This window comes from Embleya sp. NPDC056575 (assembly GCF_042793325.1).
Classification (GTDB): Bacteria; Actinomycetota; Actinomycetes; order Streptomycetales; family Streptomycetaceae; genus Embleya.
The window spans coordinates 1-19,388 of the sequence record NZ_JBHTVA010000105.1 but is presented as its reverse complement, the minus strand read 5'-3'; the positions used below and the strand labels follow the sequence as shown (position 1 = coordinate 19,388).

The window sequence follows — 19,388 nt, the reverse complement described above, 5'->3', positions numbered from 1 at the left end:
CTCCCCACGCCCCGATACCTCAGGGCACCCCGACACCGCGGGCTCCGCTCAGCAGGGGCCCACCCCGAGTCGATCCGCCAGCAGGCCGAACACGCGCAGCCCCGACTCGCCCTGGTTGCGCGCGAGCACCCCCTCGATCGCCGGCCGCGTGGTGGGCCGACCCGCCGCCCGGGCCCAGCGCACCGCCGCCGCGGCCACCTTCGGCCGGGCCCGGACGAGCACCTCGGCCACCTCGTCGCGCAGTTCGGCGTAACGCGCCGGCCGAAGCAGGTCGCCGTCGCCGTCGAAGACGTCGTCGCCGGTGCGCGCCGCCTCCAGTTCGAGCCGACTCATCGCCAGATGCGCCGCTGCCTCGCCGGGGTTGAGCCACGCCTCCCACTCCCCGGCCTCGCTCACCCCCTGGACGTGCGCCACGTGCGTCTCGAACACCCAGCACACCAGCACCGGCGAGTCGGCCTTGGCCGCCAGCGCGGCGACCCACGGCCGCTCGAACGCGAACGGATCGTCGTCGTGCCGTACATGCGTCGCGGTCCAACCGTCCGGCGACTCCCACATCGTTCGGGCCGGGTGCGCCGCGACGTCCACGTGCGGCGCGAACTCGGACAACGGTCGTGCCCCACGCACGACGACGATGTCCCCGTTGAATGCCATGACACGCTCCCTGACTACCGTGCCTACGCCCCGACCGTCGCCCCGCGTGGCGCGCGCTGACAGGACGGACAGAAGTAACTGCTGCGATTCATGAACGAGATGCGCCGGATCGGCGTCGCGCACCGGTTGCACGGCTCGCCCTCGCGGCCGTAGGCGTCCAGGCCGCGGGAGAAGTAGCCGCTCTCCCCGTTCACGTTGACGTACAGACTGTCGAACGAGGTGCCGCCCGCCGCGAGCGCGTCGTTCATCACGTCGCGGACCGAGGCGAGCAGCAGAGTGGTCTGCGCGAGGGTCAACCGTCCGGTCGGGCGCGCGCCGTGCAGTCGGCTGCGCCACAGCGCCTCGTCGGCGTAGATGTTGCCGATGCCGCTGACCAGCGACTGGTCCAGGAGCGCGCGCTTGACCTCGGTACTGCGCCGGCGCAGCGCGGCGTGGAAGAGCGCGTCGTCGAACAGCGGATCGAGTGGGTCGCGCGCGATGTGCGCCATCGAGGGCGGCAGTTCGGCGCCGCCGCGCTCGACCGCGAGCCCGCCGAACGTGCGCTGGTCGACGAAGCGCAACTCGCGCCCGCCGTCGGTGAAGCCGAAGCGCACGTGCAGGTGTTTCTCCCGGGGCGCCTCGGCCGGTTGCACGAGCAGTTGGCCGCTCATCCCCAGGTGCGCCAGCAGCGCGTCCTCGGGCTCGTCGGCGCCGGGTGCCACCAGGGGCAACCACAGATACTTGCCGCGCCGGCGCGCGGCGTGCACGCGGGTGCCGACCAGCGCGTCGGCGAAGTCCGCCGAACCCGCGAGATGGCGGCGGATCGCCCGCTCGTGGGTGACCTCGACACGTGCGATGGTGCGGCCCACCACCCACGTCTCCAGTCCGCGACGGACGACCTCGACCTCGGGCAGTTCGGGCACGTGGGCACTCCCCCTGGAGACGGCGCGACTGAGGAAGCCGGACCCGACGGGGCCGGGTTCGGGAATGCGAAAATGCCTGCCGGTAGGTGAGGTCGTGCCGGGCGACCACGGGGGCCGTCGACCGGTTCGAACTTACCTATCGGCAGGCATTGGCTCGGAGACTAGGCGGTGGCCGGCGGGGTGCCGGAACCGTCTCCGTACTTGGCGCGGATCGAGTGCCAAGCGCTTTCGGCGGCCTGCTGCTCCGCCTCCTTCTTGCTCCGTCCGACGCCGGTGCCGTAATCGACACCCGCGACCCGGGCCAGGGCCGTGAAGGTCTTCTCGTGGTCGGGGCCGGTCTCGGAGACCACGTACTCGGGGACTCCGATGCCCGCCGCGGCGGTCTGCTCCTGGAGACTGGTCTTCCAGTCCAGGCCCGCGCCGAGATTCGCCGACTGCTCGATCAGCGGATCGAACAACCGGTGGATCAGCTCGGTCGCCGCGTCCAGGCCCTGGTCCAGGTACACCGCGCCGAGGATGGCCTCGAGCGTGTCGGCCAGGATCGAGGACTTGTCCCGCCCGCCGGTCCCCACTTCACCGCGGCCGAGCCGGATGAAGGCGCCCAGGTCCAGTCGCCGACTGACGCCCGCGAGGGCGCGCGAGTTGACGACCGCGGCCCGCAGCTTCGCGAGCTGGCCCTCGGGCAGGTCGGGGTGCCTGCGGTAGAGCGTGTCGGTGACGACGAGGCCGAGCACCGAGTCGCCCAGGAACTCCAGGCGCTCGTTGGTCGGCAGCCCGCCGTGTTCGTAGGCGTACGAACGATGGGTGAGGGCGCGTTCCAGAAGGGCGGCGTCGAGCGACCAGCCCAGCCGCCCTTCCAGATCCGCGTACTGCGCGAGTGATTCCGTCACCGGAACTACCACCGGCCTGATCAGACGTCGAGGACCTGGCGGCGGTTGTAGGTGCCGCAGCTCGGGCACGCGATGTGCGACAGCTTGGGCTCACGGCAGCGCTCGCAGGTCACCAGGTTGGCGGCAGTGGCCTTCCACTGGCTCCGGCGGTGCCGGGTGTTGCTGCGCGACATCTTCCGCTTCGGAACAGCCACGGCTACTTCTCCTGGTTCTCGTCGGCGCCGGAGGCGCCGTCAACGTCGGCTTCGGCGGAAGGTCCGTCGAAGATGCTGGTCAGCTTCGCCCACCGGGGGTCGGCGAGCTCGTGACTGTGGTCGGGGTCCTCCGCGAGCAGCGCTCCGCATTCGGAGCACAGACCCGGGCAATCCTCCCGGCACAGCGGCGAGAGCGGCAGTGCGAGCACCGTCGCGTCCCGCAGTACCGGCTCCAGGTCGAACAGGTCGTCCTGCAGCCGGAGGGCGTCCTCGTCGGCGTCCGTGTCCGGGTAGACGTACAGCTCCTGGAAACGCACCGTGAGCTCGCGCTCGAGCGGTTCCAGGCACCGGACGCACTCACCGGTCAGCGGCACCTGCGCGACGCCGGTGACCAGCACACCCTCCATGACCGCTTCCAGCCGGACACCCAGCCGGATCGGGACACCTTCGGGAGCGCCGATCACATCCGCCACACCCATGTCCACCGGGGCCGGCACGGTGCGGGACACCTTCAGCATGGATCCAGGCCGGCGCCCCAGCTCGCGTGTGTCGACGACGAGCGGTTTGCGGTGATCCAAGCGGTCCAGGGTGTCCTACCTCATGCGATGCCACCTCCCGTCGCCGGGAGGCTCGAATGGTCAGGGTGCCGACCCTCGGGGCACGCGAAAAACACGCCTCGGGCAGGGTCGGTCCGTAAGAGTATCGCAGCCCGCGCGCCAGGCCCCAAACGGGGCCATTCGAGCGGGCCGCGCGAAGCGCCGGACCAGGTCGGGCGAGCCGGCTACTGCCGACCGCCGTCCTGCTGGAACTGGCGCACGTCGATCAGGCTCGTGTCGAAGAAGCTGGTCTCGTCCAGCGACTGGCCGTAGCCGCCCTGCGGGTCGTAGGCGGGCTGCTGTCCGGTGTTCGGCCCGGCGTGGTGTTGCGCCTGGTCGTGCGGGCCCGGGTACTGCGGCTGCCCGTGCTGATCGTACTGGCCCATGTCGTACTGGCCCTCGTAGCCGCCGGCGTAGCCGTTGTCGACGCCCGTGCCCTGCGCGTAGGCGGGCTGTCCGTAGCCGGGCTGCGCGTAGGTGTCCTGGCCGTAGGGGCCGGCCTGCGCGGGCACGGTCGGCGCGGCGGGCGGCGCGCTCGGGTACTCCGGCCGGCCGGGCTGCTGCGGCTGTTGCTGCTGCGGGGCGGCGAAGGTCTCCTCGTGGCCGTCGAGCTGGGCCTGGAGGCTGCCGGGGCGGGCCTTGGCCTGCGCGTCGGCCAGCTCCTGCGCCTGCATGTACTCGCCCAGCTCGTCGGAGGGGCGCCGGCCGCGCATCTTGTCGCGGCCCCGGCCGATCGCGCCGAGCGTCTTGGTGAGCACCACCTCGAAGTTGGCCAGCTTCTGGTCGACGTAGTCGTCGGCCTCCTCGCGGATGCGCTGGGCCTCGTGGCGGGCCTCGGTCAGGATCCGCTCCGCCTCGCCGTACGCCTCGCGCGCCACCTCGGTGTCGGCGACCAGCGAACCGCGCTCCTCGCGCGCCTTGGCCAGCACCCGTTCGGCCTCGCGACGCCCCTCCTCGATCACCGACTCGCGGTCGCCGAGCACCCGGCGGGCGTGCTGGAACTCCTCGGGCAGCAGGTTCTTGAGTTCCTCGAGCCGGGCCACCACGTCCGCGCGATTGACCACGCAGGACGCCGACATCGGCATCGAGCGGGCGTTCTCCACCAGGGCGATCAGTTCATCGAGCTTGGGCTGCACGTCCACGGGCTTGCTCTCTCTCCTCAAACCGACGGTAGCCGTCGTGTTCGCCGGCATCGCGTGACGGACCGACTCGCCCCGGGCGTTCGGCCCGGTGACGAGGCACGTGCCGCGTCAGCCCTGCGCGAGCCGCTCGGTGAGCCGACGTAGCACCGTCTCCGGCACCAGGCCGGACACGTCGCCTCCGTACGTCGCGACCTCTTTGATGAGACTCGACGACAGAAAGCTGTAGAGGGGGTTCGTCGCGACGAACAGGGTCTCCACTTCGGTAAGACCGTAGTTCATCTGGGCCATCTGCAACTCGTAGTCGAAGTCGGTGACCGCGCGCAGCCCCTTGATGATGGCCGGGATCTCACGCTCCTTGCAGAAGTTGACCAGCAACCCCTCGAACGCCTCGACCCTGACGTTCCCGTACTGCTCGACCACCTCGTGGAGCATGTCGATGCGCTCCTCGATGGTGAACAGACCGGAGCGTTTGGCGCGATTGAAGCCGATCGCCACGTAGACCTCGTCGTAGAGGCTGGAGGCCCGGCCGATGATGTCCAGATGACCGTTGGTGACCGGGTCGAACGAACCGGGGCAGACGACTCGACGCAACGGAGGTTCCCCTCGAAATCGGGTGCCGGCGGGTGCGGACCCGACGGTCCGGCCGCCTGATCAGGCTTGCGCGGCGCGACCGTACCAGAGCGTTCCCTCGCCGTAGCGACGGGATCTGATCTCGACGAAATCGGCGGGCCACGCGAATGGCCCACCGCGCGTGGCCCGTTCGACCGCGATCAGCGCGTCGGCCGCCAACCAGCCGTGTTCGGCGAGTGTGTCGAGCAGCGCGCCCACCTCACCGTCGGTGACCGCGTACGGCGGATCGAGGAAAACCACGTCGTACGGCTCGCCGGGGCACGGCGCGCCGACCGTCTTCTCCGCCCGGGCCGGCCGCAGCTCGGCGCCGGGCAGGCCGACCAGGCGGATGTTCTCCCGGACCACGCCGGCCGCCTTGGCGTCGGATTCGACCAGGAGGGCGTGCGCGGCGCCGCGCGACAGCGCCTCCAGGCCGACCGCGCCGGAGCCGGCGAACAGGTCGAGCACCCGCGCGCCGTGCATGGTGCCGCGCAGCGACTGGAGGGTGGAGAACAGCCCCTCGCGGGCCCGGTCCGAGGTCGGCCGGGTGTTCTCCCCCGGCGGGGTACCGAGCCGGCGACCGCGCGCCGCGCCGGCGATCACCCGGGTCATCCGCGCGCTCGCGGACGGGGGACGGCCGTGTGGGCGGCGACGGGGGCGGGTTCGGCGTACGTATCCGGCATGGCGTCCACGCTATCGACTGGTCGCGGCCGACGGCATCCGGGCCCGGACACCGTGCGTGACGCGTCATACACGCAGAGGTTCCCGATCGTATGGAGGGTGTGCACGGCGGGGGCGCCACCGCCGTGCGACGACCGCGTCGATCCGTCGCGTCGATCCGTGTGATCGACCCGCTCGGCGACATCCACCCCACGCACCGGGAGATCCCGATGAAGCTCCGCACCCTCCTCGCCATGGCCGTGACGGGCGTCGCGCCGGCCGCGTCCGGCGCGGCCCCGGCGGTCGCCGCCTCGGCCGCCCCGCAGGCCACCGAGGCGAACTGCCACGTGGACGGCAACGGCACCCTGCACTGCGGCAACGGCGCGAGCGACCTGCGCTCCCAGCCCTCCTTCCGGGCCCCGTGGTCAGCCGGCCGACCACCACCTACAGCTACTTCAGCTGCTGGACCGAGGGTGACCCGCACTCGGGCGGCAACAACATCTGGTACTACACCGACGGTGACGACGGCGGGCACGGCTTCCTGCCCGCACAGCGGGTGTTCACCCCGCAGGACCCGATGCCGGGCATGTACCACTGCTGACCGGCGCGTCCCGGCGCGGCCGGGGGCGGGGTGTCCCCTCCCCCGGTCGCGTCCGGCCCGTGCCGGGGCGGCCCCGGCTCACGTGCAGTCCGGGACCTCGGTCTCGTTGCGGGTGCGCACGCCGGGCAGCCAGCCCTCGGCGCCGGTGCCCAGCACCACCACCCGATACCAGTGCCGGGAGGCGACGCCGGTCTCGTCGGTGACGCGCGGGCCGTCGGCGAGCAGGCAGATCAGGAGCACCCGGTCGCCGTGCCAGACCCGTTCGGCCAGGTCGGCCGTCCGCGACGACAGGGCCGGCGTGCGGAAGACGCCGAGCGAGCACTCGATCGTGCGCAGCGCCCGACACGGCTCCTCCGAGTTGTACACCTCGCCCTGCACGCTGGCCGCACGCGCGGCGGGCGGCTTGGGCGTCGGCCGCTCGGCGGGGTTGTGCCGGCCCGCCAGGAACGCGCTCAGGCCGACCACGGCGACCACCACGACGGCCGTGAGCGCCGTCGCGAACGCGCCGCGCCACCTCGGGCGCGGGGCCGGCCGGCGTGTCACCCGTGCGGCGAGCCCGGGCGGTTCGACGCAGTCCGCGTCCGCGTCGCGCAGCCGGACGCGCAGTTCGCGGACCGCGTCGTCGGGGTCGTCGAGGTCGGGGGGCGACGGATTCACCGGGTCACTCCTTCGTGCCGATCCCGGCGGCGGAACCGGCCGGTGGGGCCGCCCAGGCCGGCGCGCAGTCGGGTCAGGGCGCGCTCGCGCGAGCGGGACACCGTCCCGCGGTGCACGCCCAGGATCTCGGCGGCCTGGTCGATCGTGTAGCCGTCCAGGTCGACCAGCAGCACCGCCGCGGCCTGTTTCGCGGGCAGCGAGCCGAGCATCCGCACCGCCTCCCACTCGGCCTCGCGCCGGGCGATCGGGTCGGCGGCGTCCGCGTGCGCGTAGTCGGGTTCGGGCGGTTCGGCCAGCGGCACCTGTCGGCTGCGCACCCGCCACATGTCGCGGGTGACGCTGACCAGCGCACGGAACGCGTACGCGTACGGCTCCGGGTGGCCCAGGAGCCGGTCGGGTCTGCGGGCCAGTTTCAGGTAGGTCTCGTGCACCGCGTCCTCGGCGCTGCCCTCGCCGGCGAGCAACACCGCCCGCCGGTACAACCGAGGGAGCAACCCGCAGAAGAGCGCGTCGAAGCCCTCGTCCCCCGTACGTGCGTCCATGGCCCATTGGTAACCAACCGGCCGGGCGTCGCGCGTGCTCCGAACGGGTGATCGCGGGGGGCGCGTCGGAGCGGAGCGAGGGCGGTCAGCCCTTGTCGAGGTACTCCGCGCGCTCGTCGTCGAGGATGCTGGCCAGCGCGCTGCGCAGGTCGGGGTGTTCGGTCAGGTCGGGGTCGGTCGTCACGATCGAGCTCGCCTCCTCGCGGGCGGCCACGATCAACTCCTCGTCCCGGACCACCTCCAGCATGCGCAGCGAGGAGCGGGAGCCGGACTGCGCGTCGCCGAGCACGTCGCCCTCGCGGCGTTGTTCGAGGTCGATCCGGGACAGCTCGAAGCCGTCCAGGGTCGCCGCGACCGCGTCCAGGCGTTCGCGCGCCGAGGTGCCGCCGGGCATCTCGCTGACCAGGAGGGTGAGTCCCGGGGCACTGCCCCGGCCGACCCGGCCGCGCAGCTGGTGCAGTTGGGAGACGCCGAAGCGGTCGGCGTCCATGATCACCATCGCGGTCGCGTTGGGCACGTTGACGCCGACCTCGATCACCGTGGTCGCGACCAGCACGTCCACCTCGCCGGCGGTGAACCGGCGCATCACGTCGTCCTTGTCCTCGGGCGCCATCCGGCCGTGCAGCACCGCGATCCGCAGACCGGCCAGCGGGCCCTCGCCGAGCGCGGCCGCGATGTCGAGTACGGCCAGCGGCGGCCGGCGCTCCTCGGCCCCGCCGTCGGCGTCGGCGCCGATGTCGTCGGGGTCGTCCAGGTACGCCTCGGCGGGCAGGTCCTCGTCCCGCCGGCGGGCGCCCTTGCGCCCGGCCTTCGTCCCGGCCTTCTTCTTCGCCTTCGGGTCGTCCTCCTCGTCGCCGATCCGCGGGCAGACCACGTACGCCTGGTGGCCCTTGCCCACCTCCTCGCGCACCCGCTCCCAGGCACGATCGAGAAAGTGCGGCTTCTCCTTCGCCGGGACCACGTGGGTGGCGATCGGCGAGCGCCCGGAGGGGAGTTGGGCCAGGATCGAGGTCTCCAGGTCGCCGAACACGGTCATCGCCACGGTGCGCGGGATCGGCGTCGCGGTCATCACCAGCAGGTGCGGCGGCCGTTTGCCCTTGCCGCGCAGCGCGTCGCGCTGCTCGACGCCGAACCGGTGCTGTTCGTCGACCACCACCAGGCCCAGGTCGTGGAACTCGACCTTGTCCTCGATCAACGCGTGTGTGCCGATCGCGATCCCGGCCTCGCCGGTGACCAGATCGAGCAGCGCGGCCCGGCGCGCGGCCACTCCCATCGACCCGGTGAGCAGGGTCACCTTGGTCCCGACCTCGGATCCGCCCAGCATGCCGGCCCCCTCCGCGAGCGGCCCGAGCATCTCCACGATCGACCGGTAGTGCTGCTGGGCCAGCACCTCGGTGGGCGCCAACAACGCCGTCTGCCCCCCGGCGTCCACCACGGTGAGCATCCCCCGCAACGCCACCAACGTCTTCCCGGCCCCCACCTCGCCCTGGAGGAGGCGGTGCATGGGGTGTTCGCCGGCCAGGTCGGCCTCGATCTCGGCGCAGACGTCCTTCTGGCCGTCGGTGAGCTCGAACGGCAGGCGGGCGTCGAAAGCGTCGAGGATGCCGTCGGCACGGCGGGGGCGGGCCACCGCGGACTGGGCACGGGCGTCGCGACGGCGGCGGGCCAGGGCGATCTGCAGGACGAACGCCTCGTCCCACTTGAGCCGGTCCTTGGCCGCGGCGACGTCCTCCCAGGAGGTGGGGCGGTGCACCTGGACCAGGGCCTCGGCCAGGCCCGGCATGCCGCGCCGGGTACGCATCTCGGCGGGCAGCGGGTCGCCGATCTCGCCGAGCGTGTCCAGCGCCATGCCGACGCACTGGGCGATCTTCCAGGACGGCATGCTCGCCGCCGCCGGGTAGACCGGGATCAGCGCACCGGCGAACAGGTTCGCCACGCCGTCCTCGTCGTCCTCGCCGACCAGTTGGTAGTCGGGCTGGCTGAGCTGGACCACGTTGTTGAACCGGCCCACCTTGCCCGCGAACAAACCGCGCCGGCCGGGCCGCAGTTCCTCCTCGCGCCAGGCCTGGTTGAAGAAGACCAGGGTGAGTTTGCCGCGCCCGTCGGTGACCTCGACCTCGAGCAGGTTGCCGCGTCGGTTGCGGAACTGGCGCTTGGTCACCTTGGCGATCTCCGCCATCACGGTGACGTGCTCCTCGGGCTCCAGGCGCGAGAGGTCGGTCAGGCGCCCGCGCTCCGCGTAGCGCCTGGGGTAGTGGCGCAGCAGATCTCCGACGGTGTCCAGCTTGAGGGATTTGGCCAGCACCGTCGCCGTGCGGTCGCCGACGAGTTTCTTCAGCGGTTCGTCAAGGCGCGACATGCCGCCCAACGGTACTGGGCGACGGTGTCATCGACGCGGTCCAACCGCCGGGTCGGCGCCTACTCGACCCCGATCAGCAGCGGATACACCTCCTGGCCGCCCTCGTAGACCATCACGTCCACGCCGAGCCGGGTGGCCCGCAGGTGGCGCTCGATCGCGGCGGCCAGGCCCGGCGGGCAGGCGCTGCCGGTGACCAGGGTGACCAGTTCGCCGCCGCCGGCGAGCATCCGGTCCACCACCACGGTGCCGGTCTCGCGCTGGTCCTGGCCGATCACCGCGATGTCGCCCTCGATCACGCCGAGCACGTCGCCCGCCTGGCAGACGCCGGCCATGGTCCACGACTCGCGGACGGCGACGGTGAGCGCGCCGTAGCGGGTCGCGCCGGCGGCCGAGGTCATCCCGACGATGTCCTGGTCGAAGCGCCGACCCGGCTCGTGCACGGCGAGCGCGGCCAGGCCCTGGACGGCCGCCTTGGTCGGGATCACCTGGACCCGTACCCCCGCCGCCTGGGCCTGCTGGGCGGCCACCCCGGCCACCGCGTGGCAGTCGGCGTCGTTGGGCAGCAGCACCACCTCGCGCGCCTCGGTCCGCCGGATCGCGTCCACCAGCACGCTCGTGGACGGCCCCCGGCCGGGCCCGGCCTGCACGACGTGCGCGCCGTTCTCCGCGAACAGCGTGGCCAGGCCGTCGCCGTGGGCGACCGCGACGATCCCGCGCGTCGGCGCCGGTTCGGGGGCCGCGGTGCCGACGAGCATCCGCTCCAGGTGGGTGATCCGGATCCGGTGCGGGCGGCCCGCGGCGATGCCCGCCTCGACGGCGGCGCCCGCGTCGTCCACGTGCACGTGCACGTTCCACAACCCCTCGCCGCCGACCACCACGAGCGAGTCGCCGAGCGCGCCCAGCCGCTCGCGCAGCGCCGGCAACGCGTCGTCGGGCGCGTCGAGCAGGTAGATCACCTCGAACCCGGGCCCGCCGCCGGCGTCCTCCTCGGACCCTACGGGGTCGGCGTACGGGACCGGGACGGGCGTGTGCACCTGGTGCGGGTGGATCCGGTACGCCGAGCGCTCGCCGGTGACCACCGCGAGCAGCGCGTCGAGCAGCACGGTCAGCCCGCGCCCGCCGGCGTCCACCACACCCGCCCGGCGCAGCACGTCCAGTTGCTCGGGGGTACGCGCCAGCGCGCCGCGGGCGGCGGTCGCGGCGGCCCGCACCACCGGTCGGATCTCCTCGCCCGCCCCGGCTGCGGCATCGGCCGCGGCCCGGGCCACGGTGAGCATGGTCCCCTCGACCGGCCGGGCCACCGCCGCGTACGCGGCGTCGGCGGCGGTGCGCAGCGCGTGCGCCAAGGCGAGCCCGGCGGGCACCTCCCGGCCGCTCGCGCGTGCCTCGGTCTGCTCGGCCTCGAACCGCTCGGCCATGCCGCGCAGGAGTTGGCTGAGGATCACCCCGGAGTTGCCGCGCGCACCCATCAGCGCACCGTGCGCGAGCGCCCGGAAGGCGGTCGGCAGATCGGGTTCGGGCAGGTCGGCGCCGAACAGCGCGTCGATCTCGGCGGTTCCCGATTCCAGGGTCAGGAACAGGTTCGTGCCGGTGTCGCCGTCGGGCACGGGATACACGTTGAGCGCGTCGATCTCCTCGCGCGCCCGGCCCAGCAACTCCAGCGCGACGCGACCCCAGCGGCGTACCGCCGGACCGTCCAGCTCTCCCAGCAGGCCCTGCACGCCCACCTCCTGTACGAATCCGATTGTGCGCGTCCCGTTCGCCGGCAGGTTATCGAGACGGGGAGCGGTGAAGCGGCCTACCCGGATGGGTTAGGCTTGGCGGGAAGCATGGCGAGATCGACCGATTGCCCATGCCCGGATCATCCCGGGTTCGCGCATCGCCTGGTCCGTCGGTTACTCTTCTGCGGTTGTCCGGCATTCGCCGGCACGCGTTCGTACGCAATTCCCATTCGTCTTTGGAGTGTTCCCGTGGCTGCCAACTGCGACGTCTGCGGCAAGGGGCCGGGCTTCGGCAACAGCATTTCGCACTCTCACCGCCGTACGCCCCGTCGCTGGAACCCCAACATCCAGACGGTGCGTGCGAAGGTCGGTGCCACGCCGAAGCGCCTCAACGTCTGCACCTCGTGCATCAAGGCGGGCAAGGTTTCCCGCTAGTCGCGCGACTGCTCGACTTCTCGAAGGGCCGGTTCACCCCTGGGTGGACCGGCCCTTCGGCATGTCCGGGGCGGGTGCATCGGTACGGGCCCGGGGATCGGCCGTGTCCCCGGGCCCGTGCGTCGCTCAGAACCGGTCGCGCCACCGCCAGGCGTGGTCCACCGGACCGATGCCCTCGCCGAGCGGGAAGCCGGCGCGGATCGCGCCGGTGACGTACTCCTTCGCCGCGGCCACCGCGTCCGGCACGGTGTCGCCGAGCGCGAGCCGCGAGGCGATCGCACTGGCCAGCGTGCAGCCGGTGCCGTGGGTGTGCCGGTTGTCGTAGCGCGGGCTGGTGAACCAACGCTCGTCGGTGCCGTCGAAGAGCAGGTCGGCGGCCTCGCCCTCCAGGTGGCCGCCCTTGACCAGGACCCAGCTCGGGCCGAAGCCGAGCATCGCCTCGGCCGCGCCGCGCATGTCGGCACGCTCGCGCACCTTGTGGCCGGTCAGCAGCTCGACCTCGTACAGGTTGGGGGTGACCAGTGTGGACACCGGCAGCAGCCGGGTGCGCAGGGTCTCCAGCGCGTCGTTGGCGAGCAGCGTGTCGCCGTGCTTGGACGAGGCCACCGGGTCGACCACCACCGGCACCCCTACATCGCCCAGCAATTCGGCGACCACCGCCACCAGGTTCGGCGACGCGAGCATCCCGGTCTTGATCGCCTGCACGCCGATGTCGTCCACCACACTGCGGAACTGGGCCCGCACCGCCTCGGCCGGCAGCTCCCAGTAGCCCTGGACGCCGAGCGAGTTCTGCGCGGTCACCGCGGCGATCACGCTCATTCCGTGCACGCCGTGGGCCAGCATCGTCTTGAGGTCGGCCTGGATCCCGGCGCCACCACCGGAGTCGGAGCCGGCCACCGTCAGCACACGCGGAGGAGTCTGCACCATGCCGTGCAGCCTATCCGCGCCCGTTTCGGGCCCACTTTCCCGCCCCCGACGGCCGCCGGTCGATCTTCGGCCCACGACCGTCAGCCGCGGTCGAAGTGATCCCACCCGCCGGCGACGTCGGGGTCGCGCCCGTCCACGGTGACCCCCGTGCCCGTGTGCACCCGTCCGATCACCCGCCAGCGCGCCGGCAGCGCGGTGCCCGCCGGGAAGGTCGCCGCGAGCGCGTGGTCCTCGCCGCCGGTGAGTACCCAGTTGAGCGGATCGGCGCCGAGCGCCCGAGCCACGTCGCGCATCTGCGCCGGTACGTCCAGTCGATCGGACGACACGTCGATCCGCACGCCGGACGCGCGCGAGACGTGGCCCAGGTCGGCGAGCAGACCGTCGCTGACGTCGATCATCGAGGTCGCGCCCAGGACCGCCGCGCCGGGCCCGGCGTCGTAGGGCGGCTCGGGCCGACGGTGCGCCTCCACGAACGCGCGCGGCGCGCGGTGCCCGTGGCCCAGGATCGCCAGCCCCGCCGCCGACCAGCCCAGCCAGCCGGCGACCGCGACCACGTCGCCCGGCCGGGCCCCCGAGCGCACGACCGGAGCGCGCCCCTGGAGGTCGCCGAGCGCGGTCACCGCGACCGTGACCGTGTCGCTGCCGACCACGTCGCCCCCCGCCACACCCGCCCCGACCACCGCGCACTCGTCGCGCAGGCCGTCGTACAGCTCCAGCGCCCACCCGGTGGGCAGGTCCGGCGGTCCGCACAGCCCGATCAGCAGCGCGGTCGGCACCGCGCCCATCGCCGCGACGTCCGCCAGATTCTGCGCGGCGGCCTTGCGGCCCACGTCGTACGCGGTCGACCAGTCGCGCCGAAAGTGCCGACCCTCGACGAGCAGGTCCATGGTGGCCACCACCCGACCGTCGGCGGCGGCGACCACGGCGGCGTCGTCGCCCGGCCCCAGGGACACGTGCGGCCCCGTCGGCACGCGCGCGACCAGCGCCCCGATCAGGCCGAACTCGCCGAGATCGCCCAGCGTCCCGCTCATCGCCGCTCTCCTGCCATGCCCATCAGCCCTGATCCGCCTCGTCGACCATGTTTGTTCCGGGTGTGTTTTCGGGATTGCCTGTTCGAGATGCCGGTTCGGGATCCGGCACCTGTGATGCATCGGCTCCCGCTGTGGTCGCCGAGCCCCGCCGGGCCGACAATGGTCGCAGCAGCGGGGGTCCCGTCAAGATCCCATCATCCTGCGCGCCGGGAGGCCGTGGTGGTACAGGCATACATCCTGATCCAGACCGAGGTCGGCCGTTCGGCGTCGGTGGCCAGAGCCGTCGCCGCACTGCCGGGGGTGACCCGGGCGGACGACGTCACGGGCCCCTACGACGTGATCGTGCGGGCCGAGGCCACCGACGTGGACCAGTTGGGCCGCCTGGTGGTCGCCGAGGTGCAGCGCATCGACGGCATCACCCGCACCCTGACGTGTCCGGTGGTCAATCTGGGCTGACCCCGACGAAGGAGTGCCGCACCCGACGCGCCTAGGATCGAGGGTGTGCTCTCTCACCGTGTTCTGGCGTGCCTGTTTCCGCTCCTCGCGCTGACCGCGACGGGGTGCGGCGACGGATCGGGGCGGATCGAGGTGGCCGCGCCGACGCCGGCGCCGGGGGCGGCGACCGAGGCGTGCCGGGCCCTGCACGACGCGCTGCCGAGCAAGGTGATGGACGCCGGGCCGCGCGAGGTCTCGCCGAAGTCGCCGCTGATCGCCGCGTGGGGTGATCCGGCGATCGTGCTGCGCTGCGGGGTGGGGTTGCCCGCGTCGATGCGGGTGAGCGACCCGACCGAGGTGAACTCGGAGCCGGCCGACTCGGTCGAGGTGAACGGGGTGACGTGGGCGTTCTCGAAGTACGCCGGCGGAGTGCGCTTCACCACCGTCTATCGTCGGGCCAACGTCGAGGTGTCGGTGCCGAAGAAGTTCGCCGAGCCGGCCGCGCCGCTGGTCGACATCGCGGACGCGGTCAGCCGCGCGGTGCCGGCCACGCTGGACCTGTCGGAGCGGTGAGCGGCGACCGGAACCGTCGGCCGCCGCTCACCGACCTCCAGGGGCGGTACACCTAGCGCAGCAGCGAGTTCGGGCGGCGCAGTGCCGCCGAGATCAGCCGGTCGACCAGTTCGGGGTAGTCCACGCCGGTGGCCTGCCACATGCGCGGGTACATCGACACCGGCGTGAAGCCCGGCATCGTGTTCACCTCGTTGATCACGAACTGCCCGTTCTGCAGCAGGAAGAAGTCCACCCGGGCCAGGCCCTCGCAGGACAGCGCCTCGAAGGCGGCGACGGCGAGTCGCTGCACCTCGGCGGTCTGTTCCTTGGTCAGCGCCGCCGGCACGTCCAGTTCGGTGCCGTTGTCGGGCAGGTACTTGGCGGCGAAGTCGTAGAACTCGTGGCCGCCGCCGACCCGCACCTCGGCGGGCAGGCTCGCCCGCGGCCCGTCCTCGAACTCCAGTACGCCGCACTCGATCTCACGGCCCGTCAGCATGCCCTCGACGACCACCTTGGGGTCGTGTCGGCGGGCCTCCTCGATCGCCGCGTCCAGGTCCTCGATCCGGTGCACCTTGGTGATGCCCATGCTGGAGCCGGCCCGGGCGGGCTTGACGAACACCGGGAAGCCCAGCGAGGACACCGCCTCGCGCACGGCGGCCGGGTCGCGCTCCCATTCCCGGGGGCGGACCGTGGCATACGGGCCCGAGGGCAGGCCGAAGCCGGCGAACAGGGCCTTCATGTATTCCTTGTCCATGCTCGCCGCGCTGGCCAGCACACCCGACCCGACGTAGGGCACCTGGGCCATTTCCAGGAAGCCCTGGAACGTGCCGTCCTCGCCGTAGGGGCCGTGCAGCAGCGGGAAGATCACGTCGATCTCGCCCAGCAGCTTGGGCAGCATGCCGGGCTCGAGCACGGTGATCTCGCGCTCCGTGGGGTCGGCGGCCAGGATCAGCGTCGCGCTGGACTCCGCGACGTCGGTGACCTCGGGCAGCCGGTCGCCCTGGATCGCCAGCCGGGTCGGATCGTCCCCGACGAGCATCCAGCGCCCGTCGGTACCGATCCCGATCGGCAACACGTCGTACTTGGAGCGGTCGATCGCGGCCAGCACACTCCCTGCGGTGACGCAGGAGATCGCGTGCTCGGAGCTGCGGCCGCCGAAGACGACCGCGACGCGGGGGCGCGAGGAGAAGTGGGGGGTGCCCGAAAGGTCGTTCATGGTCGAACAACCCTATCCCGGAGCGCGTTCGAGTGCAGGAACGGCCCGCCGTGACGACGCCGACCGGATCGCGGCGAAGGTGCCCCGACCCGGTCGACGACGCCGGTCACGACTCGTAGCGCTCCGGCTTGGCGGAGCGGGAGAGCAGGGCCATGCCGACCGTCGGGGGCTTGCCGCCGTGCATGATCGACACGACCACGTCGGTGATCGGCATCTCGACGCCGTACCGACGGGCCAACATCTGTACGGATTCACAGGACTTGAAGCCCTCGGCGATCTGCCGGCTGTCCCGGACGGCCTCCTCGATCGGCGTGCCGCGGCCGATCTTCTCGCCGAAGGTGCGGTTGCGCGACAGCGGCGAGGTACAGGTCGCCACCAGGTCGCCGAGACCGGCCAGGCCCGCGAAGGTGTGCGCGTCCGCGCCCATCGCCGCGCCCAGGCGGGCGGTCTCGGCCAGACCGCGGGTGATCAGCGTCGCCTTGGTGTTGTCGCCCATGCCCATGCCGTCGGCCATCCCGACGGCGAGCGCGATCACGTTCTTGACCGCGCCGCCGAGTTCGCAGCCGACCACGTCGGTGTTGGTGTACGGGCGGAAGTAGGACGTGTGGCACGCCTCCTGCAGTCGCCGGGCGACGTCTTCGTCGGTGCACGCGACCACGCTCGCGGCGGGCTGGCGCTGGGCGATCTCCATCGCCAGGTTGGGGCCGCTGACCACCGCGATCCGGCCCTCGGGCACACCCGCGACCTCGCGGATCACCTCGCTCATCCGGTTCGCGGTGCCCAGTTCGACGCCCTTCATCAGGCTGACCAGGATCGCGTCGTCGGACAACATCGGCGCCCACGCGGTGAGGTTGCCGCGCAGGGTCTGCGACGGCACCGCCAACACCACGAACTCCGCGCCCTCGGCGGCCTTGGCGGGATCGGTGGTGGCCTCGATCCCGACCGGCAGCGCGATGCCGGGGAGGTATTCCTCGTTCTCGTGCCGCGTGTTGATCGCGTCGGCCTGCTCCGGGCGCCGCCCCCACATCACCACGTCGCACCCCGCCTCGGCGAGCACGATCGAGAAGGCGGTCCCCCAGGAGCCCATGCCGAATACCGCGCAGCGCGTCATGCGCGACCGCCCGCGGTGCCGGCGGTGCCGTCGGTCTCGGTGTCCGTCGGCTCGGTGTCCGTCGCCTTGGCGTCCGTCGGCTCGACCTCGACTCCCTCGGCGCCCTCGACCGCACCCTTGCGGCCCGATCCCCGGCGCACGCCGGCGTTCGGCGGGGCCGGTTCGTCCCGCAGCTCGACCAGCAGCTCGGTGATCGACTCCATGATCCGGTCGGTCGCGCCGCGCAGCACGTCGGCGGTCAACTCGCGCCCCCGGAACTCGTCCAGGTCGACCGGCGGGCCGGCCAGCACGTGCATCGTCTTGCGCGGCAACAACCGGGGTCGTTTCGTGTACGGCGGCAATATCTCGTGCGCGCCCCACTGCGCGACCGGGATCACCGGCGCACCGGTGGTCAGCGCGATCCGGGCCGCACCGGTCTTGCCGAGCATCGGCCACAACGTCTTGTCCCGGGTGATCGTGCCCTCCGGGTAGACCGCGACGCACTCGCCCTTCTCGACCGCCTCCACGGCCGCGCGGAACGCGAGCGCGGCGTCGGCGGAGTCCCGGTACACCGGGATCTGCCCGGCGCCGGCCAGCACCCGCCCGACGAACGGGATCTTGAACAGTCCGGATTTGGCCAGGAAGCGCGGCACTCGGCCGGTGTCGTATTGGAAATGCGCGTAGGTCAGCGGGTCGACATAGGAGATGTGGTTCACCGCCGTGACGAACCCGCCCGACGTCGGGATGTTCTCGGTGCCCCGCCAGTCGCGTTTGGTGAACAGCAACAGCAGGGGCTTGACCACCACGACCGCCAGGCGGTACCAGAAACCGATCCTTCGGCGGGCCACCGGCGTTCCTCCCGTTCATGTGGTTCAAATTCGTAAGTGTGTCGGAGCGGACGCACACCGCGATGTTCCGCGGCCGTGTCGCTCCTCACACCATCGACGTTCCCCGCGTGCGGCGTGGAACATCGATGCTGGCGGAACATCGATGCTGTACGGGCGGACCCCATAGTTTCCCTTGGGCCTTCCGCATTGTCGAGAAACGTCCTCGTCGACCGATGAGGATATGGGCTTACGGTACGGATGCGAGGATCTTGCCGATGTCCCCCGCCACGGATTCCACCGCCCCGCGCCACGCCGCGGGCCCCGGCGACCACGTCCGCTCCGCCCCGCCCCGATGGCGGCTCGTGGTGCCGGTGAAGCCGCTGTCGATCGCCAAGAGCCGCCTCGCCGGCGCGATCGGTCCCGGCCATCGCCCCGAACTCGCCCTCGCCTTCGCGCTCGACACCGTCCGCACCGCGCTGACCTGCGACCGGGTGCACGGGGTGCTCGTGGTCACCAACGACGACCGGGTCGCCGCGGCGATCCGGGGGCTGGGCGCCGACGTCGTGGCCGATGTCGGCGGCGGGCTGAACGCCGCGCTCGCACACGGGGCCCGGATCGCCGGCGCGGCCCGACCGCGCACCGGCGTCGCGGCGCTGTCCGCGGACCTCCCGGCGCTGCGGACCGAGGAGTTGGATCGGGTGCTGGCCGCCGCGACGGGTGTGCGGCGGGCGTTCCTGGCGGATGCGGCGGGGGTGGGCACCACGTTGCTCGCGGCCGCCCCCGGGGTGGCGTTGGCGCCGGGCTTCGGCGGCCCCTCGCGGGCCCGTCACCTGGCCTCGGGCGCGGTCGAACTCACGCTCTACGACGTGGATTCGGTGCGCCGGGACGTGGACACCGGCGAGGATCTGCGGGCCGCGATCGGGCTCGGGGTCGGCGCGGCCACCGCCGCGGTGCTCCCGTCCGTGCCGTTTTCGCCGCGTGCCGCCGCCTCCTGACGCCGCGTCGGTTCCGCGACGGCGGCGACGGCGGTGACAATGGGGGCATGCAGGGCACCGTGTACACCTTCGAGACCGACTCGCGTGAGGGCGTCGTGCTGCTCGACGACGGCTCTCCCGTGCCCTTCGACGCGGCGGCGTTCGACGCCGGCGGGATGCGCTTCCTGCGCCCCGGCCAGCGGGTTCGGATGACCCTGGACCCGACGGGCGGGCGGGTGGTGCTGGTGACGCTGTACACGCTGCCGGATCCGCCGCGCTGACCCGGCCGGCCGCACCACCCGCGACCCGCGCCGACGGGCCGGGCCACGATCGGACACACGGCGACGGGCCGGAACCCCGGGGTGGGGGTTCCGGCC

At 72.5% G+C, this 19,388-nt stretch carries 23 protein-coding genes; 6 read left to right on the top strand and 17 right to left on the bottom strand.

Annotated features, from left to right (window positions below):
- Positions 1-48 precede the first annotated feature (48 nt).
- From ACFRCG_RS45070 to rsmD, 8 genes are all read right to left on the bottom strand, one after another.
- Positions 49-651 carry a hypothetical protein gene (locus ACFRCG_RS45070; protein ID WP_379995245.1) on the bottom strand — a complete coding sequence of 201 codons (603 nt, stop codon included), beginning with the start codon at positions 649-651 and terminating at the stop codon, positions 49-51.
- A 23-nt stretch (positions 652-674) separates the two neighbouring features.
- Positions 675-1,553, bottom strand: a complete 879-nt coding sequence (gene mutM, locus ACFRCG_RS45065; RefSeq protein WP_380042476.1) for a bifunctional DNA-formamidopyrimidine glycosylase/DNA-(apurinic or apyrimidinic site) lyase — start codon at positions 1,551-1,553, stop codon at positions 675-677.
- 161 nt (positions 1,554-1,714) lie between these two features.
- Positions 1,715-2,455: a ribonuclease III gene (rnc, locus tag ACFRCG_RS45060; RefSeq protein ID WP_020553268.1), complete on the bottom strand. Its 741-nt coding sequence runs from the start codon at positions 2,453-2,455 to the stop codon at positions 1,715-1,717.
- Between the two features lie 8 nt (positions 2,456-2,463).
- Complete coding sequence (gene rpmF / locus ACFRCG_RS45055; RefSeq protein ID WP_026218805.1) at positions 2,464-2,637, bottom strand: 50S ribosomal protein L32; 174 nt, start codon at positions 2,635-2,637, stop codon at positions 2,464-2,466.
- A gap of 2 nt (positions 2,638-2,639) precedes the next feature.
- Entirely contained in the window at positions 2,640-3,155 is a 516-nt protein-coding gene (locus tag ACFRCG_RS45050) for a DUF177 domain-containing protein (RefSeq protein ID WP_246127283.1), read from the bottom strand.
- 263 nt (positions 3,156-3,418) lie between these two features.
- Positions 3,419-4,375 carry a cell division initiation protein gene (locus tag ACFRCG_RS45045; RefSeq protein WP_380042475.1) on the bottom strand — a complete coding sequence of 319 codons (957 nt, stop codon included), beginning with the start codon at positions 4,373-4,375 and terminating at the stop codon, positions 3,419-3,421.
- 108 nt (positions 4,376-4,483) lie between these two features.
- Positions 4,484-4,966: a pantetheine-phosphate adenylyltransferase gene (coaD, locus tag ACFRCG_RS45040; protein ID WP_078975266.1), complete on the bottom strand. Its 483-nt coding sequence runs from the start codon at positions 4,964-4,966 to the stop codon at positions 4,484-4,486.
- A gap of 60 nt (positions 4,967-5,026) precedes the next feature.
- Complete coding sequence (rsmD, locus tag ACFRCG_RS45035) at positions 5,027-5,596, bottom strand: 16S rRNA (guanine(966)-N(2))-methyltransferase RsmD (RefSeq protein WP_380042474.1); 570 nt, start codon at positions 5,594-5,596, stop codon at positions 5,027-5,029.
- A gap of 469 nt (positions 5,597-6,065) precedes the next feature.
- Between rsmD and ACFRCG_RS45030 the strand changes: the two genes are divergently transcribed.
- A complete protein-coding gene (locus ACFRCG_RS45030; RefSeq protein WP_380042473.1) occupies positions 6,066-6,245 on the top strand; it encodes a hypothetical protein in 180 nt (59 codons plus the stop codon).
- A gap of 78 nt (positions 6,246-6,323) precedes the next feature.
- Here the strand turns inward: ACFRCG_RS45030 and ACFRCG_RS45025 are convergent, their stop codons facing one another.
- The 4 genes from ACFRCG_RS45025 to ACFRCG_RS45010 form a co-directional block, all read right to left on the bottom strand.
- Entirely contained in the window at positions 6,324-6,902 is a 579-nt protein-coding gene (locus ACFRCG_RS45025) for a hypothetical protein (protein WP_380042472.1), read from the bottom strand.
- Complete coding sequence (locus tag ACFRCG_RS45020; protein ID WP_380042471.1) at positions 6,899-7,444, bottom strand: RNA polymerase sigma factor; 546 nt, start codon at positions 7,442-7,444, stop codon at positions 6,899-6,901. Before ACFRCG_RS45020 ends, ACFRCG_RS45025 begins: the two co-directional genes overlap by 4 nt.
- 85 nt (positions 7,445-7,529) lie before the next feature.
- Positions 7,530-9,803: an ATP-dependent DNA helicase RecG gene (recG, locus tag ACFRCG_RS45015; RefSeq protein WP_380042470.1), complete on the bottom strand. Its 2,274-nt coding sequence runs from the start codon at positions 9,801-9,803 to the stop codon at positions 7,530-7,532.
- A 59-nt stretch (positions 9,804-9,862) separates the two neighbouring features.
- Complete coding sequence (locus ACFRCG_RS45010) at positions 9,863-11,530, bottom strand: DAK2 domain-containing protein (protein ID WP_380042469.1); 1,668 nt, start codon at positions 11,528-11,530, stop codon at positions 9,863-9,865.
- A 243-nt stretch (positions 11,531-11,773) separates the two neighbouring features.
- Here ACFRCG_RS45010 and rpmB point away from each other — a divergent pair, with 243 nt between their 5' ends.
- Positions 11,774-11,959: a 50S ribosomal protein L28 gene (gene rpmB, locus ACFRCG_RS45005; RefSeq protein WP_078975273.1), complete on the top strand. Its 186-nt coding sequence runs from the start codon at positions 11,774-11,776 to the stop codon at positions 11,957-11,959.
- Between the two features lie 126 nt (positions 11,960-12,085).
- Here rpmB and thiD read toward each other — a convergent pair whose 3' ends face one another.
- Both thiD and ACFRCG_RS44995 read right to left on the bottom strand, forming a co-directional pair.
- On the bottom strand, positions 12,086-12,886 hold the full coding sequence (thiD, locus tag ACFRCG_RS45000; RefSeq protein ID WP_380042468.1) for a bifunctional hydroxymethylpyrimidine kinase/phosphomethylpyrimidine kinase: 801 nt from the start codon (positions 12,884-12,886) through the stop codon (positions 12,086-12,088).
- 80 nt (positions 12,887-12,966) lie between these two features.
- Positions 12,967-13,917 (bottom strand): thiamine-phosphate kinase, encoded by a 951-nt coding sequence (locus ACFRCG_RS44995; protein WP_380042467.1) that lies wholly within the window; start codon positions 13,915-13,917, stop codon positions 12,967-12,969.
- A 219-nt stretch (positions 13,918-14,136) separates the two neighbouring features.
- Between ACFRCG_RS44995 and ACFRCG_RS44990 the strand changes: the two genes are divergently transcribed.
- Complete coding sequence (locus ACFRCG_RS44990; protein ID WP_126642809.1) at positions 14,137-14,373, top strand: Lrp/AsnC ligand binding domain-containing protein; 237 nt, start codon at positions 14,137-14,139, stop codon at positions 14,371-14,373.
- Positions 14,374-14,418: 45 nt separating this feature from the next.
- Positions 14,419-14,925: a DUF3515 domain-containing protein gene (locus ACFRCG_RS44985; protein WP_380042466.1), complete on the top strand. Its 507-nt coding sequence runs from the start codon at positions 14,419-14,421 to the stop codon at positions 14,923-14,925.
- Positions 14,926-14,977: 52 nt separating this feature from the next.
- On the opposite strand, the gene ACFRCG_RS44980 is transcribed toward ACFRCG_RS44985, so the two are convergent.
- The 3 genes from ACFRCG_RS44980 to ACFRCG_RS44970 form a co-directional block, all read right to left on the bottom strand.
- Positions 14,978-16,120, bottom strand: coding sequence for a D-alanine--D-alanine ligase family protein (locus ACFRCG_RS44980; protein ID WP_380042465.1), 1,143 nt, complete (start codon positions 16,118-16,120; stop codon positions 14,978-14,980).
- A 106-nt stretch (positions 16,121-16,226) separates the two neighbouring features.
- Positions 16,227-17,231 carry an NAD(P)H-dependent glycerol-3-phosphate dehydrogenase gene (locus ACFRCG_RS44975; RefSeq protein WP_380042464.1) on the bottom strand — a complete coding sequence of 335 codons (1,005 nt, stop codon included), beginning with the start codon at positions 17,229-17,231 and terminating at the stop codon, positions 16,227-16,229.
- Positions 17,228-18,058, bottom strand: a complete 831-nt coding sequence (locus ACFRCG_RS44970; protein WP_380042463.1) for a lysophospholipid acyltransferase family protein — start codon at positions 18,056-18,058, stop codon at positions 17,228-17,230. The genes ACFRCG_RS44975 and ACFRCG_RS44970 overlap by 4 nt, the downstream gene beginning before the upstream one ends.
- Positions 18,059-18,312: 254 nt before the next feature.
- Here ACFRCG_RS44970 and cofC point away from each other — a divergent pair, with 254 nt between their 5' ends.
- Positions 18,313-19,032, top strand: a complete 720-nt coding sequence (cofC, locus tag ACFRCG_RS44965; protein WP_380042462.1) for a 2-phospho-L-lactate guanylyltransferase — start codon at positions 18,313-18,315, stop codon at positions 19,030-19,032.
- A gap of 47 nt (positions 19,033-19,079) precedes the next feature.
- Positions 19,080-19,292, top strand: a complete 213-nt coding sequence (locus ACFRCG_RS44960) for a hypothetical protein (protein ID WP_380042461.1) — start codon at positions 19,080-19,082, stop codon at positions 19,290-19,292.
- Positions 19,293-19,388: the final 96 nt, after the last annotated feature.